The organism is Limnohabitans sp. Rim8 (genome assembly GCF_943326455.1).
GTDB lineage: Bacteria > Pseudomonadota > Gammaproteobacteria > Burkholderiales > Burkholderiaceae_C > Limnohabitans_A.
This window is the reverse complement of the sequence record NZ_CALPTI020000011.1, coordinates 1-18,205: the sequence shown is the minus strand read 5'-3', so window position 1 is coordinate 18,205 and position 18,205 is coordinate 1. Positions and strand designations below refer to the sequence as shown.

The 18,205-nt window shown below is 59.0% G+C and carries 18 protein-coding genes; 8 read left to right on the top strand and 10 right to left on the bottom strand.

Annotated elements, in window-relative coordinates; translation table 11 throughout:
• Positions 1-19: 19 nt before the first annotated feature.
• The 5 genes from Q1M54_RS09200 to Q1M54_RS09180 all read right to left on the bottom strand — a co-directional run bounded on the left by Q1M54_RS09200 (position 20) and on the right by Q1M54_RS09180 (position 4,999).
• Positions 20-1,306, bottom strand: a complete 1,287-nt coding sequence (locus Q1M54_RS09200; RefSeq protein ID WP_300556502.1) for a TRAP transporter large permease — start codon at positions 1,304-1,306, stop codon at positions 20-22.
• Positions 1,307-1,313: 7 nt separating this feature from the next.
• Entirely contained in the window at positions 1,314-1,850 is a 537-nt protein-coding gene (locus Q1M54_RS09195; protein ID WP_300556500.1) for a TRAP transporter small permease, read from the bottom strand.
• A complete protein-coding gene (locus tag Q1M54_RS09190) occupies positions 1,847-2,836 on the bottom strand; it encodes a TRAP transporter substrate-binding protein (RefSeq protein ID WP_300556498.1) in 990 nt (329 codons plus the stop codon). Before Q1M54_RS09190 ends, Q1M54_RS09195 begins: the two co-directional genes overlap by 4 nt.
• Positions 2,837-3,063: 227 nt before the next feature.
• Positions 3,064-4,287: a Fic family protein gene (locus Q1M54_RS09185; RefSeq protein WP_300556496.1), complete on the bottom strand. Its 1,224-nt coding sequence runs from the start codon at positions 4,285-4,287 to the stop codon at positions 3,064-3,066.
• 100 nt (positions 4,288-4,387) lie between these two features.
• Entirely contained in the window at positions 4,388-4,999 is a 612-nt protein-coding gene (locus tag Q1M54_RS09180; RefSeq protein WP_300556494.1) for a 3'-5' exonuclease, read from the bottom strand.
• Between the two features lie 339 nt (positions 5,000-5,338).
• Between Q1M54_RS09180 and Q1M54_RS09175 the strand changes: the two genes are divergently transcribed.
• The 3 genes from Q1M54_RS09175 to Q1M54_RS09165 are packed head-to-tail and all read left to right on the top strand — an operon-like array spanning position 5,339 to position 6,857.
• A complete protein-coding gene (locus Q1M54_RS09175) occupies positions 5,339-6,142 on the top strand; it encodes a metallophosphoesterase (RefSeq protein ID WP_300556492.1) in 804 nt (267 codons plus the stop codon).
• A gap of 53 nt (positions 6,143-6,195) precedes the next feature.
• Positions 6,196-6,435, top strand: coding sequence for a plasmid stability protein (locus Q1M54_RS09170; RefSeq protein ID WP_300556490.1), 240 nt, complete (start codon positions 6,196-6,198; stop codon positions 6,433-6,435).
• Positions 6,432-6,857, top strand: coding sequence for a type II toxin-antitoxin system VapC family toxin (locus tag Q1M54_RS09165; RefSeq protein WP_300556488.1), 426 nt, complete (start codon positions 6,432-6,434; stop codon positions 6,855-6,857). The genes Q1M54_RS09170 and Q1M54_RS09165 overlap by 4 nt, the downstream gene beginning before the upstream one ends.
• 16 nt (positions 6,858-6,873) lie before the next feature.
• Here the strand turns inward: Q1M54_RS09165 and Q1M54_RS09160 are convergent, their stop codons facing one another.
• Entirely contained in the window at positions 6,874-7,155 is a 282-nt protein-coding gene (locus Q1M54_RS09160; protein WP_300556486.1) for a type II toxin-antitoxin system ParD family antitoxin, read from the bottom strand.
• 176 nt (positions 7,156-7,331) lie between these two features.
• Here Q1M54_RS09160 and Q1M54_RS09155 point away from each other — a divergent pair, with 176 nt between their 5' ends.
• Positions 7,332-7,763: a hypothetical protein gene (locus Q1M54_RS09155; RefSeq protein ID WP_300556484.1), complete on the top strand. Its 432-nt coding sequence runs from the start codon at positions 7,332-7,334 to the stop codon at positions 7,761-7,763.
• Positions 7,764-7,769: 6 nt separating this feature from the next.
• Here Q1M54_RS09155 and Q1M54_RS09150 read toward each other — a convergent pair whose 3' ends face one another.
• A complete protein-coding gene (locus Q1M54_RS09150; RefSeq protein WP_300556482.1) occupies positions 7,770-9,710 on the bottom strand; it encodes a DUF2075 domain-containing protein in 1,941 nt (646 codons plus the stop codon).
• Between the two features lie 152 nt (positions 9,711-9,862).
• Here Q1M54_RS09150 and Q1M54_RS09145 point away from each other — a divergent pair, with 152 nt between their 5' ends.
• From Q1M54_RS09145 to Q1M54_RS09135, 3 genes are all read left to right on the top strand, one after another.
• Complete coding sequence (locus tag Q1M54_RS09145) at positions 9,863-10,210, top strand: DUF3427 domain-containing protein (protein ID WP_300556480.1); 348 nt, start codon at positions 9,863-9,865, stop codon at positions 10,208-10,210.
• Between the two features lie 119 nt (positions 10,211-10,329).
• On the top strand, positions 10,330-10,704 hold the full coding sequence (locus tag Q1M54_RS09140; RefSeq protein ID WP_300556478.1) for an antitoxin Xre/MbcA/ParS toxin-binding domain-containing protein: 375 nt from the start codon (positions 10,330-10,332) through the stop codon (positions 10,702-10,704).
• Positions 10,704-11,405 (top strand): RES family NAD+ phosphorylase, encoded by a 702-nt coding sequence (locus Q1M54_RS09135; protein WP_300556476.1) that lies wholly within the window; start codon positions 10,704-10,706, stop codon positions 11,403-11,405. The genes Q1M54_RS09140 and Q1M54_RS09135 overlap by 1 nt, the downstream gene beginning before the upstream one ends.
• Positions 11,406-11,423: 18 nt before the next feature.
• Here Q1M54_RS09135 and Q1M54_RS09130 read toward each other — a convergent pair whose 3' ends face one another.
• The gene (locus tag Q1M54_RS09130; protein WP_300556474.1) at positions 11,424-13,016 is read right to left on the bottom strand and encodes a glycerol-3-phosphate dehydrogenase/oxidase; all 1,593 of its coding nucleotides are present in this window, start codon (positions 13,014-13,016) and stop codon (positions 11,424-11,426) included.
• A 44-nt stretch (positions 13,017-13,060) separates the two neighbouring features.
• On the opposite strand from Q1M54_RS09130, the gene glpK reads away from it, so the two are divergent.
• Positions 13,061-14,563, top strand: a complete 1,503-nt coding sequence (gene glpK, locus Q1M54_RS09125; RefSeq protein WP_300556472.1) for a glycerol kinase GlpK — start codon at positions 13,061-13,063, stop codon at positions 14,561-14,563.
• A gap of 93 nt (positions 14,564-14,656) precedes the next feature.
• Here glpK and Q1M54_RS09120 read toward each other — a convergent pair whose 3' ends face one another.
• Entirely contained in the window at positions 14,657-15,334 is a 678-nt protein-coding gene (locus Q1M54_RS09120) for an Abi family protein (RefSeq protein WP_300556470.1), read from the bottom strand.
• 226 nt (positions 15,335-15,560) lie between these two features.
• Complete coding sequence (gyrB, locus tag Q1M54_RS09115; protein ID WP_300556468.1) at positions 15,561-18,164, bottom strand: DNA topoisomerase (ATP-hydrolyzing) subunit B; 2,604 nt, start codon at positions 18,162-18,164, stop codon at positions 15,561-15,563.
• Positions 18,165-18,205 lie beyond the last annotated feature (41 nt).

Genomic DNA, 18,205 nt, shown 5'->3' with positions numbered 1-18,205 from the left:
ACGGCCAGAAAAGCTTTTTTTAACGCCCACCGATCACGGACGGCAACCACAAAGAAACCGCAGGCACAAAGGTGATCAACAACACGACGCAGATGGCTGCGGCCAGGAATGGCAACACTTCCCGATTGACCTCGTCCGAACGCGCCCCTGCAATCAGCGCACCAATGGACAAGCTGATGGCCACCGGCGGGGTGATCAGCCCAATGAGCAAATTGATGCCGACGATCATCGAAAAATGGTAAGGGTCAATGCCGAATTTGGCCGCCACCGGGTAAAGCACCGGGCACAGCAAGACCAAAGACGGGCCGTTTTCCATGAAGGTGCCCACCACCAACAACAGCACATTGACCAGCAACAAAAACAGGATGGGGCTGCCGATCGAGCCGAGCATCCATTCGGCAATGCGCTGCGGTGCTTGTTCGTACGCCAAGAACCAAGACACCACCTGGGCCCCACCCAAAATGACCATGATCACCGCGGTACCGCGTGCAGACCCCACCAGCGCCAGCCACAGCTTGCGCAAATTCAATTGGCGGTGAATGAAAAAACCCACCAACAACGCATACACCACCGCCACAGCGGAAGATTCAGTCACATTGAAAATGCCTGAACGGATGCCCACGATCAAAAAGACCGGCATCGCCAATGCCCAAAAGGCCAGCTTGAACTCACGCCAGATACCGGGCAAATTGACCACCTGCGCCGCCGGATAGCCGCGACGCCTGCTGATCACCACCGCCACGAGCATGATGGCACTGGCGTAAAGAATGCCTGGAATGACCGCTGCGACAAACAGTTTGAGCGGTGACAAATTGGTCAACACACTGATCATCAAAAACGTGATCGATGGCGGAATGATTGGCCCCACCACGTTGGCAGCAGCCGTCAGTGCGGCAGAAAATCCTCGTCCATAACCGGCCTTGATCATGGATGGAATCAGCACCTTGCCCAGCGCAGAGGTGTCGGCAATGGCCGAGCCCGAAATGCCCGACATCAAGGTGGCCGAAGCCACGTTGGTCATGGCCAAGCCACCCCGAAAGCGACCAAACACGGCATTGCAAAAACCCAGCAACCTGTCGGTCATGCCCCCCTGCGCCATGAGTTCGCCGGCCAGCAAAAACAAGGGGATGGCCAGCAGCAAAAAGCTGTCCAGCCCCTGATAAATCTGCTGAGGAACGATCATCAGATCAATGCCACCGACAAAAATCACCGCGATCGTTGCCGACAGCACCAACGCAAACGCGACGGGCACCGCCAAGAGCAACAGCACTGTCAAGGACAGCAACAGCACACCAAGGATCGTCATCTGAATCTCACTCCACGGGCATGATCGAATCGACGGCCGGCGTCTGACCGCCCAGTCGCGCCAGCGTCAGCACCAGCGCCAGCAGCACGGCACCAACGGCCATCGCTGAATAAGGGATCGTCATCGGGATTTCCAACGCTGTAGAGTCTTGGCCCGCGTTGAGCATCGCAAACCTCACGCCTGCCCAAGCCATCACACCGGCAGTTGCCATCACAGCCACATCACGCAAAGCGAGCAGCACCCAGCGCACGCGCAGCGGCACCGCATTGACCAGCGCACCTACCGCCACATGGCCACCTTCACGCAAACATGCGCCAGTGCCGAGCATGGCCATCCAAGCGACCAACATCCGGGCCACCTCCTCCGTCCAAGCGGGTGCCCGGCCAATCACGTAGCGCCCAAATACTTGGTAGAAAAGCGCCAGCGTGACCGCCATCAGCATCACGCCCAGGATCACATCGAGCGAGCGCTCTATGCGCATCGCCCAAGCGATCGCAGCATTGGGTGGCCGCAATTGAGCGGCCTCACCAACTGCTTGGATCACTTGACAGCCGCGAACTTGGCTGCCCAAGGCGCCAGGTCAGGGAACTCTTTGGCGATGCCACCGAGTCGGCTGCGAATGGACTCTCGGTCAATGTCGCTGAACTGCATGCCCGACTTGGACAGCTTGTCGCGCAAACTGCTCTCCAGCTTGGCCATCTTGTCGCTGGCCTCCAGCATCACCTTGTCGCCCTCTTCTTTGAGCAAGGTCTGCACATCGGCGGGCAAACGCTTGAAGCGCGCATCCGAGTAGATCCAGGTCATCGCGCCAATGATGTGGCGGGTGTCGATCGCGAATTTCTGAACTTCGTTGAACTTGAAGTTGTCGATGAACTCCAAGGGGTTCTCTTGGCCGTCAACCACGCCCTGTTGCAGTGAAGTGAACAGTTCGGCTGCACCCATCGGCACAGGGCTCGCACCGAGCAGATCCCAAGTCATCCGGTACATCTTGAGTGGCGGCACGCGCAGCTTCAGGCCCTTGATGTCGTTGACCGTCCTGACTGGCTTGTTGGAAGTCAGCCAACGCGCACCGCGGTAGCCCGCACCGATGATCCGGAATGAGCTCTTCTTGGCCACCTCTTCAATGAACTCGGCGCCCACTGGGCCGAAATACACCTTTTTGAAGTGATCCAGGTCGCGGATCAAGTAGGGATAAGCTTCCAAACCGGGCAAGGGGTTGTACCGGTCCAGCGTACCAATCGACTGCAACACGATGTCGTTGGTGCCGATTTTCAGGCCCTCAATCGAGGCAGGCCAATCGCCAGTCGAGCCACTGGCCGCGATCTGGATTTTCACCCTGCCGCCCGAGCGCGTTTCGACCGCTTTGGCGTAAGCCTCAGCGGTTTCAAACCAAATGTTGCCAGGGTTGTAAACGTGTGCCATTTTGAGGACGATGGGCGCCTGCGCCCATGCTGGCGCTGCTGGAAGGCTGGCCACCACGGCTGTCGCGCCAATGGCCTTGAGCAATGCACGTTTGTTCGACTTCAACATTTTGTAGGTCTCCTGAATGGGTTAATTATTTAGTAACAAATTTTGTGTTTTTGCCACTTTAATCAGTATGTCACCCGATACCCACATGCCAAAAAGGGAAAACCCTGTAGATAGTCCCCAACAAGACGCCCAGAGTTACTTGCGTGACACGCCCGCACCTCAAAACACAGCGGATTGAAGCGCAATGGCGATGGGCCAAGTTGACTCAAGTCAATGACATGAGCGCCTCAGTTTTGCACTTCGGCCTCCGGCCACAAACTCGGAAAGTAAAAGCGCAACGCGTGCTGCGGCACACCCAAACGCAGCTTGCCGTGGGGCGAATCGCTTTCCAACAAGCCCCTTTTGAGCAAAGCCGACACCTGCGCCGTGGCCAAGCGTTCGCCCAAACCCAGCATGGCTTTGAAGTCGGCCCGGTCCAGCTCGGCCTGCGACGCAAACAGGTAATGCAGTGCTCGCAAAGCCTCGGCGCGCACGCCTTGCTTGACCACGTTTTCTTCGTAGGCCAAACACGCCGCCATGCGGTCCTTCATGCCATCAAGCGACAGCAAGCCCGACATGAAGTCGACTTGGTCGATGCACACGCCCAGCACGTAATCGATCCAGCGAATCAAACCCGACTCGGTCAGATTGCCCCGGCCATCCAGATCGCCCGCCCGGGGTTCATCGGCTGCTGCCAAGTTGGCGTAATACGCCTCGTGCGTGCGGGCAAAGCCCCTCAAAGGAGACCACAAACCGTTGGTCAAGCCCATATGGCCCAACACCAAATGGCTGTGCAGCCGCACCACACGCCCGTTGCCGTCTGCAAAGGGGTGAATCCAGGCCAGCCGCTGGTGCGCCGCCGCCATGGCCACCAGCTGAAGTTCGCCGCGGCGCAGCCCCGAATACACAGCCGACCACCGCGCTAAAAATGTTGGCAAAGCCGCCGCAGCGGGCGCGGCATGCCGCCCTACACTCACCTCACGTTCACGCAAGGCACCGGGCTGCAAGGTTTGCGGGCCAGAGGGTGATTCAAGCTGGCGATCGGCTTCGGGTAAGCGGGCGAACAAATCCTGGTGGATGTCGCAGACGGTCTGCAGCGACCAGACTTGGGCACTGTCCCACGCAGGCCACAGCGCCTCTAATTGCGACTCGGTGGCCATGTGGGCCAGCGCCATGCGTTGGCGGCGGGCCTTGTCGGCGTCCTGGGCGTAATCGTTGCGCAGGGCTTGCTCGATCTCCAGCGGCAAGGTGTGCTGACCCTCGATCTTGTTGGAGTAATACGAGTTCATGGCCCGCAACGATGAACGCAGCCCCGGCAGCGCCCCGCTCGGGCACCAGCCCGACAAACGGTCTGCCTTGCGGATCAGGTCATGCGAACGCTCCAGCAGGGGGCCCATGCGGTGCTCAGCGGGCAGCAAGGGCTCCATCTGGGCAGGTTGGTCATAAAGCTGAAATTTTTGCGACTTTGACATAAGACGCAAGTCTATGTCATGTAAAGATATTTACCAAATCATGCGGAAAATTTTGCGACTTTGAATGCGACTTCGAATTCGACTTGAAATGCGCTTTTATTCAACCCTGCGCCCGCGCCTTCAAATACGGCCCCACCATGTGGCGGCTGGTGCGTTGCAGGCCCATCAGCAAAGCATGGTCGGGCTGCTGGCAGCCGTAGCGGGTTTTCAGGTCGTGCTGCATCTGCGCCAGCAAATGCGCGGCCATCTCGGCATCGGCCAGGGCCCGGTGCGCACGGCCTGACGCAGGCAAATGGTGCAGCGCGGCCAGCGTGCCCAGCTTGTGGTTGGGCGCTTGCGGGTACAGGCGGCGCGACAGCAGCACGGTGCACGCAAAAGGGTGCGATGCGTCCTGTCCGCAACGGGCCAGCTCGGCCTGCCAGAATTTTTTGTCAAAGGCCGCGTTGTGCGCCACCATCGGCCGCCCGCCCACAAAGCGCGCCGCCTCGCGCATCACCTGCTCGGCCGGGGCAGCGGCCTGCACCATCTCGTTGGTGATGCCCGTGAGCTGGGTGATGAAAGGGTTCACCCGCACCCCTGCGTTCATCAGGCTTTGGTAGCGGTCCACCACCTGCCCGCCCTCGAGCACGACGATGGCCACCTCGGTGGCGCGGTCTCCCATATTGGGCGAGATCCCCGTGGTTTCGAAGTCGATGATGGCGATGGGGGTCATGTTCGCGGCACAGTCAATTGAGTGATGCTTTGCATTTCTGGTCTATTGGAGAAGCACCCACGAACTTTATCCTTGAGATAAGCGGCCATGGCCCGTCCGTCAACGACCATGCCACTTTGAGCAAGATTTTTTTGCGCAAGCAACGCATGTTGAATGGGAGTTTTTCGGTCTGTTGTATTCATCTTGATGAAACTATAGCGAGCCTGCTTCACTCAACTCTGTCACAGCAGATCAGATGGGCACATGAAAGAACAATCTCCCGAAATGCGCATGCATAGTGCATTAACCCCAAAAATCCAACGTCTGATGTTTGAATTTCGGGGTTATTCTTTCCAAACAATGCAACACCGACACCCCGGCCCCCTCCTCTTTTGCGGCGACCCGCATGGCCAATGGCAGCACATCATCGATGCTGCATTGGAAAGCCATGCCCGTGCCGTGATCTTGCTGGGTGACTTGGAGCCGGCACGGCCGCTGCACATTGAGCTGGAAGCGATTTGGGAGCGCGTCTGGTTCATCCACGGCAACCACGACACCGACCACGCGGGCAACTTTGACAACGTGTGGCACCCCGAGGTAAGCGAGCGGCAGCTGCACGGCCGCGTCGTCACTCTGCCCTGCGGCACGCGCATCGCCGGGCTGGGCGGTGTGTTTCGCGGTGCGGTGTGGTACCCCAAAGACCAGCAAGCGCCCAAGTTTCGCAACCGCGAAGACCACGCCCGCGTCACCCCGCACCAAGACCGCTGGCAAGGCAGCGTGCACCTCAAGCACTGGTCCAGCATCTACCCCGACGAAGTGGAACAACTGGCCACGCTGCAGGCCGACATCCTCATCACCCACGAAGCGCCCGGCTACCACGAACACGGCTTCAAAGCGCTGGACACCCTGGCCCGCCGCATGGGCGTGCGCATGACGGTGCACGGCCACCAACACGACAACATCGACAGCAGCGCAAAATGGGACGCGCAAGGTTTTCAGAGCTTTGGGGTGGGGCTGAGGGGTGTGATGGCGGTGGATGGATTCGATGATTTTTTGGGCAGCGTCGAACGCAGCTCACACGGCCATACGCCAACGCATGAGCGAGACCCTTTCGAAGGCATGCCCGGTTCATTTGAGCTTTCTGTCCTTAAATCAGAAAATTGATATCAATGACCGAATTTTGATATCATTCTCGCCTTGCTTCAGGAGACCCAGCCATGTCGTCCATCACCATCCGCAATTTGCCCGAAGAAACCCACAGAGCTCTGCGACAGCGTGCCGCATTGGCGGGCCGCAGCACCGAGGCCGAAGTGCGCGCCATTCTGGAGCAAGCCGCACGCCCTCAAGGGCGCATCCAACTGGGATCGCTGCTGGCCGAAATTGGCCAACAAGCTGGCGGCTTTGACTTGAATATGGAGCGCGACAAAACACCCGCAAAACCCATGGTGTTTGAATGATCTTGCTCGACACCAACGTCATCTCGGAGCCACTGAAGCTGTCGGCGGACGCGGGCGTTTTGTCGTGGATCGATGCGCAATCCATCGACACCCTTTACCTGTCCGCCATCAGCCTGGCCGAATTGCGCTTTGGCATCGCTGCCCTGCCAGTGGGCAAACGCAAAGAGACCCTGCACCTGGGCCTAGAGCAACGCATCCTTCCTTTGTTTGCTGACCGAATCCTGCCGTTTGACGCCAGCGCATCGCAGGCCTATGCAGACATCCTTTCGACAGCCCGCGCCGAGGGCCGCGCCATATCGACCGCGGACGGCTACATCGCCGCCACCGCGAAGCGACATGGCTTCATGGTGGCCACGCGAGACGCCAGTCCCTTTGAGGCTGCGGGGCTGGTCGTGATCAATCCTTGGACAGTTAAACACTGAGCGCCCCCAAGCTGCGCTAACACGGCTTTAAAGCGCTGACTGCAATGCCCTGCAGGTGATCGCGCAAACCTTGCTTGTATTCAAAAGTCTTGAAACGCCCAGCGTCGATATCGGCGATACCCTCCTGGGCTGCTTTTCGCAAAGCCGCAAGTCGATAAGCGTCCTCGGCGCCTCGCTGCTCCACCATGCGCAGCCCCTCACGCAGAACTTCGCTGGCATTTTGATAGCGACCACTTTGGACCAGCTGCTCGACCAGCGCAGCTTGGTGATCAGTCAGCACGACATTTCGGGTGGGCATGGGAGGGCTCCTTCTTGAAACAGGAATGGCATGGTATGCCAATCAGGTCACACAGGTCGTGGTTGTAGCCATCCACCACCGAGCGCACTTTATAACCCACCGCACCCAGGCAAAGCCCTGGTACACAAAGTTGCACCCATTTCTTAAGCTGATTGCCTCACTCACATGGAGGCAACATGCACCCCGCAACCAACCCAAGCACCACGCCTGTTTATGGCGTTCGCCCCAGCAAGTCCGGCTTGTATCTGGGCTTGTTTCATGGCCGTGACACGTCCAACCAAGCCATGCACGGTTGGGGCTTCGATGGCCCGGCCATTGGGCCGCTCAGGTACTTTCACACCACATACGCCTGCTCGGTGAATGTGGAATTCGTCAGCCCCACAGATGCCCAACTGTTCACAGGCACCCACGACACGCTCATGGACTTGGCCATCAACGGCGACCTGCTGTGCTTTGACGGCAAGCTCTATGGTGACTGGACGGTGTATTGGGTCTCGCCAGAAGAATGCTTCAGGCCACCCGACACCTTCAGGCAAAACCTCAGAACGAACGATTTGCGCAAGCAAGCCAAACTCAAGGAACCCTTTAGCGGCGATTGCAGTCCATGAGCTCGCTCAGATAGCGTGAATACCAAGAGAGGTCAAATAACCAAAAATAGGGTCGTAAAAAGTCGGGGCTCTGGTGGGGTCCTCGGGATCGCCGGGCGGGATCACGATCACCATGCCTTGGCGAGCTCTGGTGAGCAAGACACGATAGGCGTTTTTTAAATACATCTGGCGATGTGCCAGGTGTATTTTTTGCCATTTGTTGCCCACAAACGAACGGTATTCCCAGTCGGCTTCGCCAAAGCGCAGGTCGGCATCCCAGACCACACAAGCCCAGTCGAGTTCTAGTCCTTGAACGTGAAACTCAGTGGCCACATCTTCCAAATAAAAAGACGACCGAACGTCATCGCGGTCGTCCAAAAACCAATGGATGGGGTCCATGGGGGACCGAACATCAATGGCGTGGGGGCGCAGGCGCACGGCTTGCGAAGAAACCACCATACCGAAACGCTCGCTGCCCCGGGCTTTGTCGCGCAGCCAGCGCTTGGCCTTGTCCAAATCGCGGGTCACCACGATCGGGTAGCGCGCCTGAACGTCTTGGAACATGGCTTGGGCCAAATCGGTACGACGGTCCAACAAGTGCTTCACGAAGGTAGACACATGCTCTGCGCGGAAGGAGCGCATGGACACCGACAAATGCAGATCGTCGTTGTGGTGAACGTTGTCCCGCGACTTCATCTGCATCAGCGCTTCGTTTGCACCGTACTCTGAGTCTTGAAGGTGCGGCGAGATGTGCACCGCCCAATCGGGGTAGTGCTCATGGATGGCCTTGAGCCACTCGCGAATGCCAGCCTCTCCCGTGTTGATCTCTTGGCCACCTCCCACCAAACAAACGACCACCGCCCAGTCGGGGTGACGGTCAAGGCAGGAAATCAAGAAGTCGGGCTCGGATCTATTGAAGTCTGGGTAGCCCTTTTTGCGCGCCATGAACTGGGTGGTTTGTTCCAGCGTCCAAGCGCGCTGCGCTTCGTCAAAAATCACCACGTGATCCACAGGTGGCCGCTCGTCCGACAAATACGCATCGCGGAAATGGTGGACGTTTTGAATGAAGGCTTCAACGGCTTTTCTGGCCTCACCCTTGCGCAACTTTTGGCCCACGGCTTTCTTTCGCGCCACTTCATCGCGCACCAAGGCTTCACGCAGGATAGCCACCAAAGGGCCATTGCCCGACAGGTACACGCTGTGCAAATCACTCTTGGCGTCCATGTGTTTGGTGGCGATGTCCAAGCCCACCAAGGTTTTTCCCGCGCCGGGAACACCCGTCACAAAACAGATGGCCTTTTGCTTCCGTTGCTTTGAATCTTGGATCAACTGCGCAATGGCAACCGAGGTTTGCGCCAAATTCTTTTCACCCGCATCGTTGCGTGAGAGTTCGGCCACCGAGTGGTTGCCGTAAAGCGCGGATGCGGCTTCGATGATGGTGGGAGTGGGGCGGTAACGCCCGTTGGCCCAAGCGGCAGCGTCCAGTTGGGCACCCGACGAAAAAGCCAACACATCTTCGATGGTGGTGGCCAAGAAGGCGGGGGATGTGTTGATGGGAAAAAGCACACCGTCGTTGTGGTGGCTGGTGACGATCTGACCGCTGATGCCTTCTGTTTGGGTGGCGATCAAGATGGGTGCGATTACACAGTGGTGGCTGGTCTCGTGGAAGTTTTTGAGATCGAGCGCGTAGTCCCAAACCTGATCTACCGCCGAACGGTTAAACAGCGATTCCCCCACCTTGAACTCGATGACAAAAATGGCGTGGTCGATCAAGGCCAGCACGTCGATGCGTTTGCCCAAACGCGGCACGATGAACTCAAAGAAAACGGTGCCGCGGCCAGTGAACGGTTTCAGTTCTTTCTGAAGAATTTGTATCTGTGAACGCCATGCATCGCGCTGGGTTGTCTCGATGGAAAAACCACTGTTCTCAGTCAAGACACCCAGCACCAAGTTGTGATCTGATGTCACAAATTGCTTGATGTGTGCCGAATAGAAGGAACGATTGGAATATTGCACGCGTTACCTAAAGTACGTATTTTTTAAATTGAGATGATCTTAAACGGATTGATGATGATTCAGGGATACCAGCTTGATGCTCAACCACCTGATGAAGCAACGCAATGCTCTCTGTCGGCCATGTGGTGCTGGCCCAGAAAAAGGCGCACATCCTGCTGGTTACGCTCAACAAACAAGGCCGGGCTGACGAGCACAAGTACATGGACCACTGGATCGATGACACGCACTTTCACTGGCAAAGCCAGAACGCCACCGACCCGACCAGCAAACGCGGCGACGACATCATCCGCCACGCCGCTTTAGGCATCGACATCCACCTCTTTGTGCGCGACAACCCGCTGGCTGTCGGCAAGGCCGCACCGTTCACGTACCACGGCCGGGTGCGCTACCAGTCGCACCAGGGCAGCAGGCCTATGAGCATTGTGTTTGGGCTTGATGCGGTGGTGGGGTAATTTGCAGGGCTAGATTTGTAACCGCTGCTCAATGCCCAGGGCGAACGCCTGTGGCTGGTAAAAACCCATATATTTCGTGTTTATGGTAAATTCTTTCTACAGAAACCAAGGAGAGTACCATGTTGACCCATGCCGTCACTGCCCCAGACAAATTCATGGTGCTGGGCAAAGCCACCATGCGCGCGGCCCAAGAGTTGCATCTGTCGAGTGCGGCTTTGGCCCGCGTGATCGGGTTCAGTGAGCCGACCATCAGCCGCATTGCCAATGGCAGCCGGGGCATCGACCCTGCGTCTAAAGAGGGACAACTGGCGCTGCTGTTGGTGCGTTTGTTCCGCTCTTTGGACCCTCTTGTGGGCGGCGATGCGCAAAAGCGCCAGGATTGGCTGCGCAGCCACAACAAAGCGCTGAACGGCATCCCGGCCACGCTGATTGAAACCCCCCAGGGTCTTGTGACTGCCCTGTCTTATTTGGATGGCATGCGGGGTGCGGCTTGATGTCATCGGCTTCATGGAACCCGGATTGGGTTCATGAGTTCAGTGCCGACTTGCACATGCCTGCGTTCCGAATGGTCGAGACGCAGTACGTTGCGGCCACCATGCGCTTGGTGGACTCCGCAGACGAGCAGCTGATGCTGGAAGAGATGCTGGAGGCGAGCAAGCCGCCGCTCCCACCGCAGGCAAGCGGTTTGCACTATCTATTGGCGGCGCCTTTTCGCTATGTGCCCCAAACAGGGTCGCGCTTTCGTGCTGTCAACTCACCGGGCATTTGGTACGGCGCAGATGACGCTTATTGCGCCTGCGCAGAAATCGCTTACTGGCGTCAGCGTTTTTTGCTAGACAGCGCAGGACTCATGAGACAAACGCTGGTCACAGACCTCTCGATGTACGAGGCCTCTGTGCAAGGGCGTGCTTTGGATTTGTTGTCACACCCATGGGTTTTGGCACAAGCGCTCTGGATGCATCCGAGTGACTACGCCGAAACACAAAAACTGGCCACTCTGGTCAGGGATTCGCTGTCTGGGGTGACATGGATTCGCTATGCGTCGGTGCGTGCCAGCGACCATGTGTGCGCGGCAGTTTTTGACCCGCGCAGTTTGACCATGGTGACGCCAGAGGGCCGTTATGAAACGTGGCATTGCCACACAACGGCCGACAAGGTGACGCTGTCGAATGGCCGCGTGAGGTTTGATTTCTAGGGCGTAGTTTCGGTTGATTCAGTCCAAGCGGTATTGCGCCGCCAACTTCAAAAAGCCCTGCACATCGGGGTCGAGTCCGGTTTCGGACTGCAAGATATCGCCCACGGCAGGCGCTGTTTGCGCGGCCAGTCGGGCATCTAAAAACAGCAATCGGGATCGGCGGGCCAACACGTCTTCCACGCTCAGTGCGTATTCGTAACGTGCCGCAAAGCGCACCATGGCTTCGCTCAGGCTCGGAGTCAGCCAGTGGTTGGCGCCGGGCAGTTGGGCCAGCCATGTTTGTTCGTTGCCATAGCTGTGCGCACCTTCGGCCTCGCCCAAAGACACCGCGGGGCCAGCCCCCGCCCCCGCATCCACCGCCCCTACCAGTGGCAGGTGCGCGGTTTGTGCCGGGCCGCGTGGCAGCAGGCGTGCGTGGTCCACACACTTTTGCAGCACGTCTTCGGCCATGGCGCGGTAGGTTGTCCATTTGCCGCCAGTCACCGTGACCAGGCCCGAACGGCTGACAACCACGGTGTGTTCGCGGCTCAGGGCTTTGGTGTTGTCGCCATCGCTTTGCGGCGGTTTGACCAAGGGACGCAAACCGACCCAAATGCTTTTGACATCTGGGCGCCCCGGTGCGCGCTTCAAATAGCGCGCAGACTCTTGCAAGATGAAGTCGATTTCGGCTTCAAAAGCGAGCGGCTCGCGCGCCAAATCGTCACGCGGTGTGTCGGTGGTGCCCAAGATCACTTGGCCCAACCAAGGCACGGCAAACAGCACGCGGCCATCGGCGGTTTTGGGCACCATCAGGGCCTCTGGGTTGGGCCAAAAACTTTTGTCCACCACCAGGTGCACGCCCTGACTGGGGGCCACCATGGCTTGCGTGCTGCCGTCTTGCTCGCGCAGCGCATCCACCCACACCCCCGTGGCATTGACCACGCAACGCGCCTGAATCTCGTGCGTTTGGCTGGTGAGGGTGTCGGTGCATTGCAAGCCAGTCACTTGGCCTTCGATGTAGAGCAGGCGTTCGGCCCGCATGCGGTTGAGCAGCAAGGCCCCTTGGCTCACTGCGCTGCGCGCCAGCGCCAGCGCCAGCTTGGCATCGTTGAACTGCCCGTCCCAATACTTCACGCCGCCACGCAATCCCGCAGCTTGCACCGTTGGCAAGCAAGCCAGCGTGTCTTGGCGCGACAAAAACTCGGTGTGCCCCAAACCGGATGCGCCTGCCAAGGCGTCGTACACCTTCAGGCCGATGCCGTAAAACGGCTTTTCCCACCACGTATAGGTGGGCATGACAAAGGGCAGCGCTTGGGCCAGGTGCGGGGCGTTGCGCAGCAAGGTGCTGCGCTCATGCAGGGCTTCGCGCACCAGATCAAGCTTGCCTTGGGCCAGATACCGCACGCCGCCGTGCACCAACTTGGTCGACCGCGACGAGGTGCCTTTGGCAAAGTCATCGGATTCCACCAAGACCACGCGGTAACCGCGCGAGGCCGCGTCCAAGGCCAAACCCAAGCCCGTGGCGCCACCGCCCACAACGGCCAGGTCATAGGTGGTGTGGGCCTGCAACTGCGCCACGAGGTCAGCTCGGCGGGTGGGCAGGGGTGGTGCAAGTGGGGGTGGAGTCTGCATGGATTAAAGTGTATTGATCCCACAGATTATGGTTCGATATGCCCATGACTTACCTTCTCGCCCTCGACCAAGGCACTTCCAGTTCGCGCAGCATCGTGTTCAACGCACAAGGCCAGATCATGGCCATGGCGCAGCAAGAGATCACGCAGATCTACCCCCAGCCCGGCTGGGTGGAGCACGACCCGATGCAGATTTGGCAAACCCAGCTGGCCACGGCCATTGAGGCACTGGCCAAGAGCGGCATCAGCGCAGCCCAAGTGTCGGCGCTGGGCATCACCAACCAACGCGAAACCACGGTGGTGTGGCACAAAGGCACGGGCCAGCCGATTCACAACGCGATCGTGTGGCAAGACCGTCGCACCGAGCCGGCTTGCGCAGCCCTGCGCGAACAAGGGCTGGCCGACACCATTCAGGCCAAAACCGGCTTGCTGGTGGACGCGTATTTTTCAGGCACCAAACTGCAATGGATTTTGGACAACGTGCCCAACGCACGCGCCCAAGCAGAGCGCGGCGAATTGCTCTTTGGCACGGTCGACAGCTGGCTGATGTGGCAGCTGAGCGGTGGCGCGGTGCACGCCACCGATGTGAGCAACGCCTCGCGCACGATGCTCTTCAACATCCACACCCACACCTGGGATACCGAGTTGCTGGCGGCCTTGCGCATCCCGCCCGCCATGATGCCCACGGTGCAAGCCTCTAGCGCGGTGTATGGCCAAGTGCGCCCGCAGCTGCTGGGCCACGCCATCACGATCGGCGGGGTGGCGGGCGACCAACAAAGCGCCTTGTTTGGCCAAGCGTGCTTTGGCGCGGGCATGGCCAAAAACACCTATGGCACCGGCTGCTTCATGCTCATGCACACGGGCCACACGGCCATGCATTCGCAAAATGGTTTGATCACCACCAGCGCGGCGCAAGTGGCGGTACAACCCAAGAGCGCGCCGCAGTTTGCTTTGGAGGGCAGCGTGTTTGTGGGCGGTGCCGTGGTGCAGTGGCTGCGCGATGGCCTGGGCGCCATTCGCCACAGCAGCGAGGTGCAAGCCTTGGCCGAAAGCGTGCCCGACTCGGGCGGCGTGATGGTGGTGCCCGCCTTCACGGGGCTGGGTGCACCGTATTGGAGACCGGATGCACGCGGCTCCATCACCGGCCTGACGCGTGGCAGCACTGTGGCGCACATTGCGCGTGCGGCACTGGAGAGCATCGCCTTTCAAAGCGCGGCTTTGCTGCAAGCCATGGGCCGCGATCTGGCGCAGGCGGGGGTGGCCCCGGTGCAAGAGCTGCGCGTAGACGGTGGCGCTTGCGTCAACAACCTGCTCATGCAGTTTCAGGCCGACTTGCTGGGCCTGGATGTGGTGCGCCCTGAAGTGACCGAGACCACCGCATTGGGCGCGGCGTATTTGGCGGGCTTATCGACCGGCGTGTATGCCAGCACAGACGAGTTGAGCGCGCAGTGGCGCGTGGAGCGGCGCTTCAGCCCGCAGCGCCTGCCCGACTTTGCGGCCGAACAAATGGCGCTGTGGGAACACGCGGTGCGCAAGACGGTGTTTTGAAACTCAAATATCGATGTTCCCTGCCCGCAGCGCGTTGCTCTCGATGAAGTGGCGGCGTGGCTCGACTTCGTCGCCCATGAGCATGCTTGCACTTCAAACCGGTTTGTTTGAAATCAGCGCTTGAGCTCCTTGGTTTTGCAGCATCCACGTGGCGGTGATGGGGCAACGGACAGCGATCAGATCATGAATTTTCTGAAAATCAGCCGCCAGGTTGCGTTGGAAAATTGGTTCATGGTGCGCAATCCTGTTGCGTAACTTCCTGATTTGTTCAAGCTCTGCATAGACCATGGCACGAATTTGTGCGGTGGTCTTATTGTCGTCTGCATGAGGCAGCACTTTGCGAAGGTGATATGCCCATAACCTGGCATCGAAGCGACTGGTGACCATGGTTTGCCAGAACACAAACTTCAAGTCAGCAATGACCTGACCTGTTGTGGTTTTGTTCATCCTGGTGGACAACAGGTCAGAGCGAGCGTTGTACCCGACCACTGGGTTCGGCAGGCTACGAACGAAGCCGGCGCTCCATGGCCATTGCGGTCCATGGGCAGCAGCAATCGCCTCAGAAATTGCATTGCGGATGCTAACTTCGCAAATGTGCAAAGGTGCCAGCAAAGCTGCAGATACTTGAGCATTCCATGCATATAAAGCCAGCGCACTTGACAGCGTTGGATCACCCGGAGTGGCTGCCTCATAGGTTTCGATCCTTGGCGTGGATAGAGTAGCCTTGATGGCTTGTGCAGCATCGTTATCAGGTTCGGCGATTGACTTCATGGCGTCTGGCAGCTTAGAATTGCTAAACTAGCCTTGGGACACGTTGGCGAAAGCTCCCCCCGAGGACAGATGAAGTCTGAAAAGCCCGCCTCGTGCGGGCTTTTTCTTTTGGATATGCCCACACTGGGGCCATTCAATAAACACATGGTCTCTAGCCTCCCTGACCTAACACTGAACCCGCCCGGCTCTGTGGCCGTTGCTGGCGTGACTTCAGCCGCTCACCGACTCAAATATCGATGTTCCCCGCACGCAGCGCGTTGCTCTCGATGAAGTGGCGGCGTGGCTCGACTTCGTCGCCCATGAGCATGGTGAACACGCGGTCGGCTTCGATGGCGTCGTCGATCTGCACGCGCAGCAGGCGGCGCACAGTGGGGTCCATGGTGGTTTCCCACAGTTGGGCGGGGTTCATCTCGCCCAAGCCTTTGTAGCGCTGGCGGCTGGTGGTGCGTTCGGCTTCGCTGATGAGCCAATGCATGGCCTGGCGGAAGTCGCCCACTTTTTCTTCTTTCTGGCGCTCGCCTTCACCGCGCTGGGCTTTAGCACCTTCGCTGAGCAAACCGCGGAAGGTCTCGGCCGCTTCGGCCAATGCGCCGTAGTCGGCACCGTGCACAAAGTCTTGCGTGATGATGCTGCTCTTGATGTTGCCGTGGTGGCGACGGCTGATGCGCAGAATCGGTTTGTCGGTGCGCACATCAAACTCGGCGCTCACTTCGGCGGGAATGCCGGTGGTGTTGAGTTCGCGCAGCTTGGCTTGCAGCGCTGGGGCGCAGGCGGCGGCTTGCTCCATGTTGTCGAGATTGAGCGACACGCCATCGGCCATGGCACGCAGGGCTTCGGCATCCATGAAGTTGGACAAGCGGGCAATGACGTGTTCAGCCACTTGGTGCTTGCGGGCCAGGGCTTCGAGCGTTTCGCCGGTGAGCACTTGGGGCGCAGCGCCGCCGGTGCTGATGCTGGCGTCTTTGAGCGCGATGCGCAGCAAGAAGCCGTCGAGCGCCGGGCCGTCTTTGAGGTACAGCTCTTCTTTGCCGGCCTTGACTTTGTAGAGCGGTGGCTGGGCAATGTAGATGTGGCCGCGCTCCACCAGATCGGGCATTTGGCGGTAGAAGAAGGTCAGCAGCAAGGTGCGGATGTGGGCGCCGTCCACGTCGGCGTCGGTCATGATGATGATGCGGTGGTAGCGCAGTTTGTCGACGTTGAAGTCGTCGGTGCCGCTCTTGCCGGATTCGGCACTGGCCTTGCCAATGCCGGTGCCCAAGGCGGTAATCAGCGTGACGATTTCGTTGCTGGTGAGCAGCTTTTCGTAGCGGGCTTTTTCGACGTTCAGGATCTTGCCGCGCAGGGGCAAGATGGCCTGGAATTTACGGTCGCGGCCTTGCTTGGCCGAGCCGCCGGCGGAGTCACCCTCGACGATGTAGATTTCGCACAGGGCCGGGTCTTTTTCTTGACAGTCGGCCAGTTTGCCGGGCAAGCCCATGCCGTCGAGCACGCCTTTGCGGCGTGTCATTTCGCGGGCTTTGCGGGCGGCTTCGCGGGCGCGGGCGGCTTCGACAATCTTGCCGCAGATGATCTTGGCGTCGTTGGGGCGCTCTTCCAAAAAGTCGGTCAAGGCCTTGGCCACGATGTCTTCCACCGGAGCGCGCACTTCACTCGACACCAGCTTGTCTTTGGTCTGGCTGGAGAATTTAGGCTCGGGCACTTTGACGCTCAACACGCAGCACAGGCCTTCGCGCATGTCGTCGCCGCTGACTTCGACTTTTTGCTTTTTGGCGATCTCGTTTTTCTCGATGTACTTCGCAATCACGCGGGTCATCGCGGCACGCAGGCCCGTGAGGTGGGTGCCACCGTCACGCTGCGGGATGTTGTTGGTGAAGCACAGCACGTTCTCGTTGTAGCCGTCGTTCCACTGCATGGCCACTTCAACACCGATGCTTGTGCCGGGGATGCCGCCATAGCTGTCGGCTGGGCGCTCGCCCATGGCGTGGAAGGCGTTGGGGTGCAGCACCTTTTTGTTGGCGTTGATGAAGTCGACAAAGCCTTTGACGCCACCGGCACCTGAGAAGTCGTCTTCTTTGCCGCTGCGTTCGTCTTTCAGGCGAATGCGAACGCCGTTGTTGAGGAAAGACAACTCGCGCAAACGCTTGGCCAAAATTTCGTAATGGAAATCGGTGTTCTGCGTGAAGATTTCGACATCGGGCAAGAAGTGCACTTCGGTGCCGCGCTTGTCGGTGGCACCGGTGACGCGCATGGGCGAGACTTCGATGCCATCCACAGTTTCGAGCAAACGGTTTTGCACAAAGCCTTTGGCAAAGTCAATCTGGTGCACTTTGCCTTCGCGACGCACGGTCAGGCGAAGCCATTTGCTCAATGCGTTCACGCACGAGACGCCCACGCCGTGCAAGCCACCCGAAACCTTGTAGCTGTTCTGGTTGAACTTGCCGCCCGCGTGGAGTTCGGTCAAAGCGATTTCGGAAGCACTGCGTTTGGGCTCGTGCTTGTCGTCCATCTTGACGCCGGTGGGGATGCCGCGGCCGTTGTCGGTCACGGAAATCGAGTTGTCACTGTGGATCGTGACGACGATGTCGTCGCAGTGGCCCGCCAGCGCTTCGTCGATCGAGTTGTCAACGACCTCAAACACGAGGTGGTGCAGGCCCGTGCCATCAGAGGTATCGCCGATGTACATGCCGGGGCGTTTACGCACCGCCTCCAGGCCTTCCAGGATCTGGATGGAGCCTTCGCCGTAGCCTTCGGATGCGCCCGCCTGGTTGGCGTCGATCTTGGGTTGCGCGGTGGTGAAAGCGTCTTCGCTGGGGTTGATTTCGTCGGTCATGTTCAATTTTCTCTGTCGCTTGAATGGCCGAAACCCGCGAG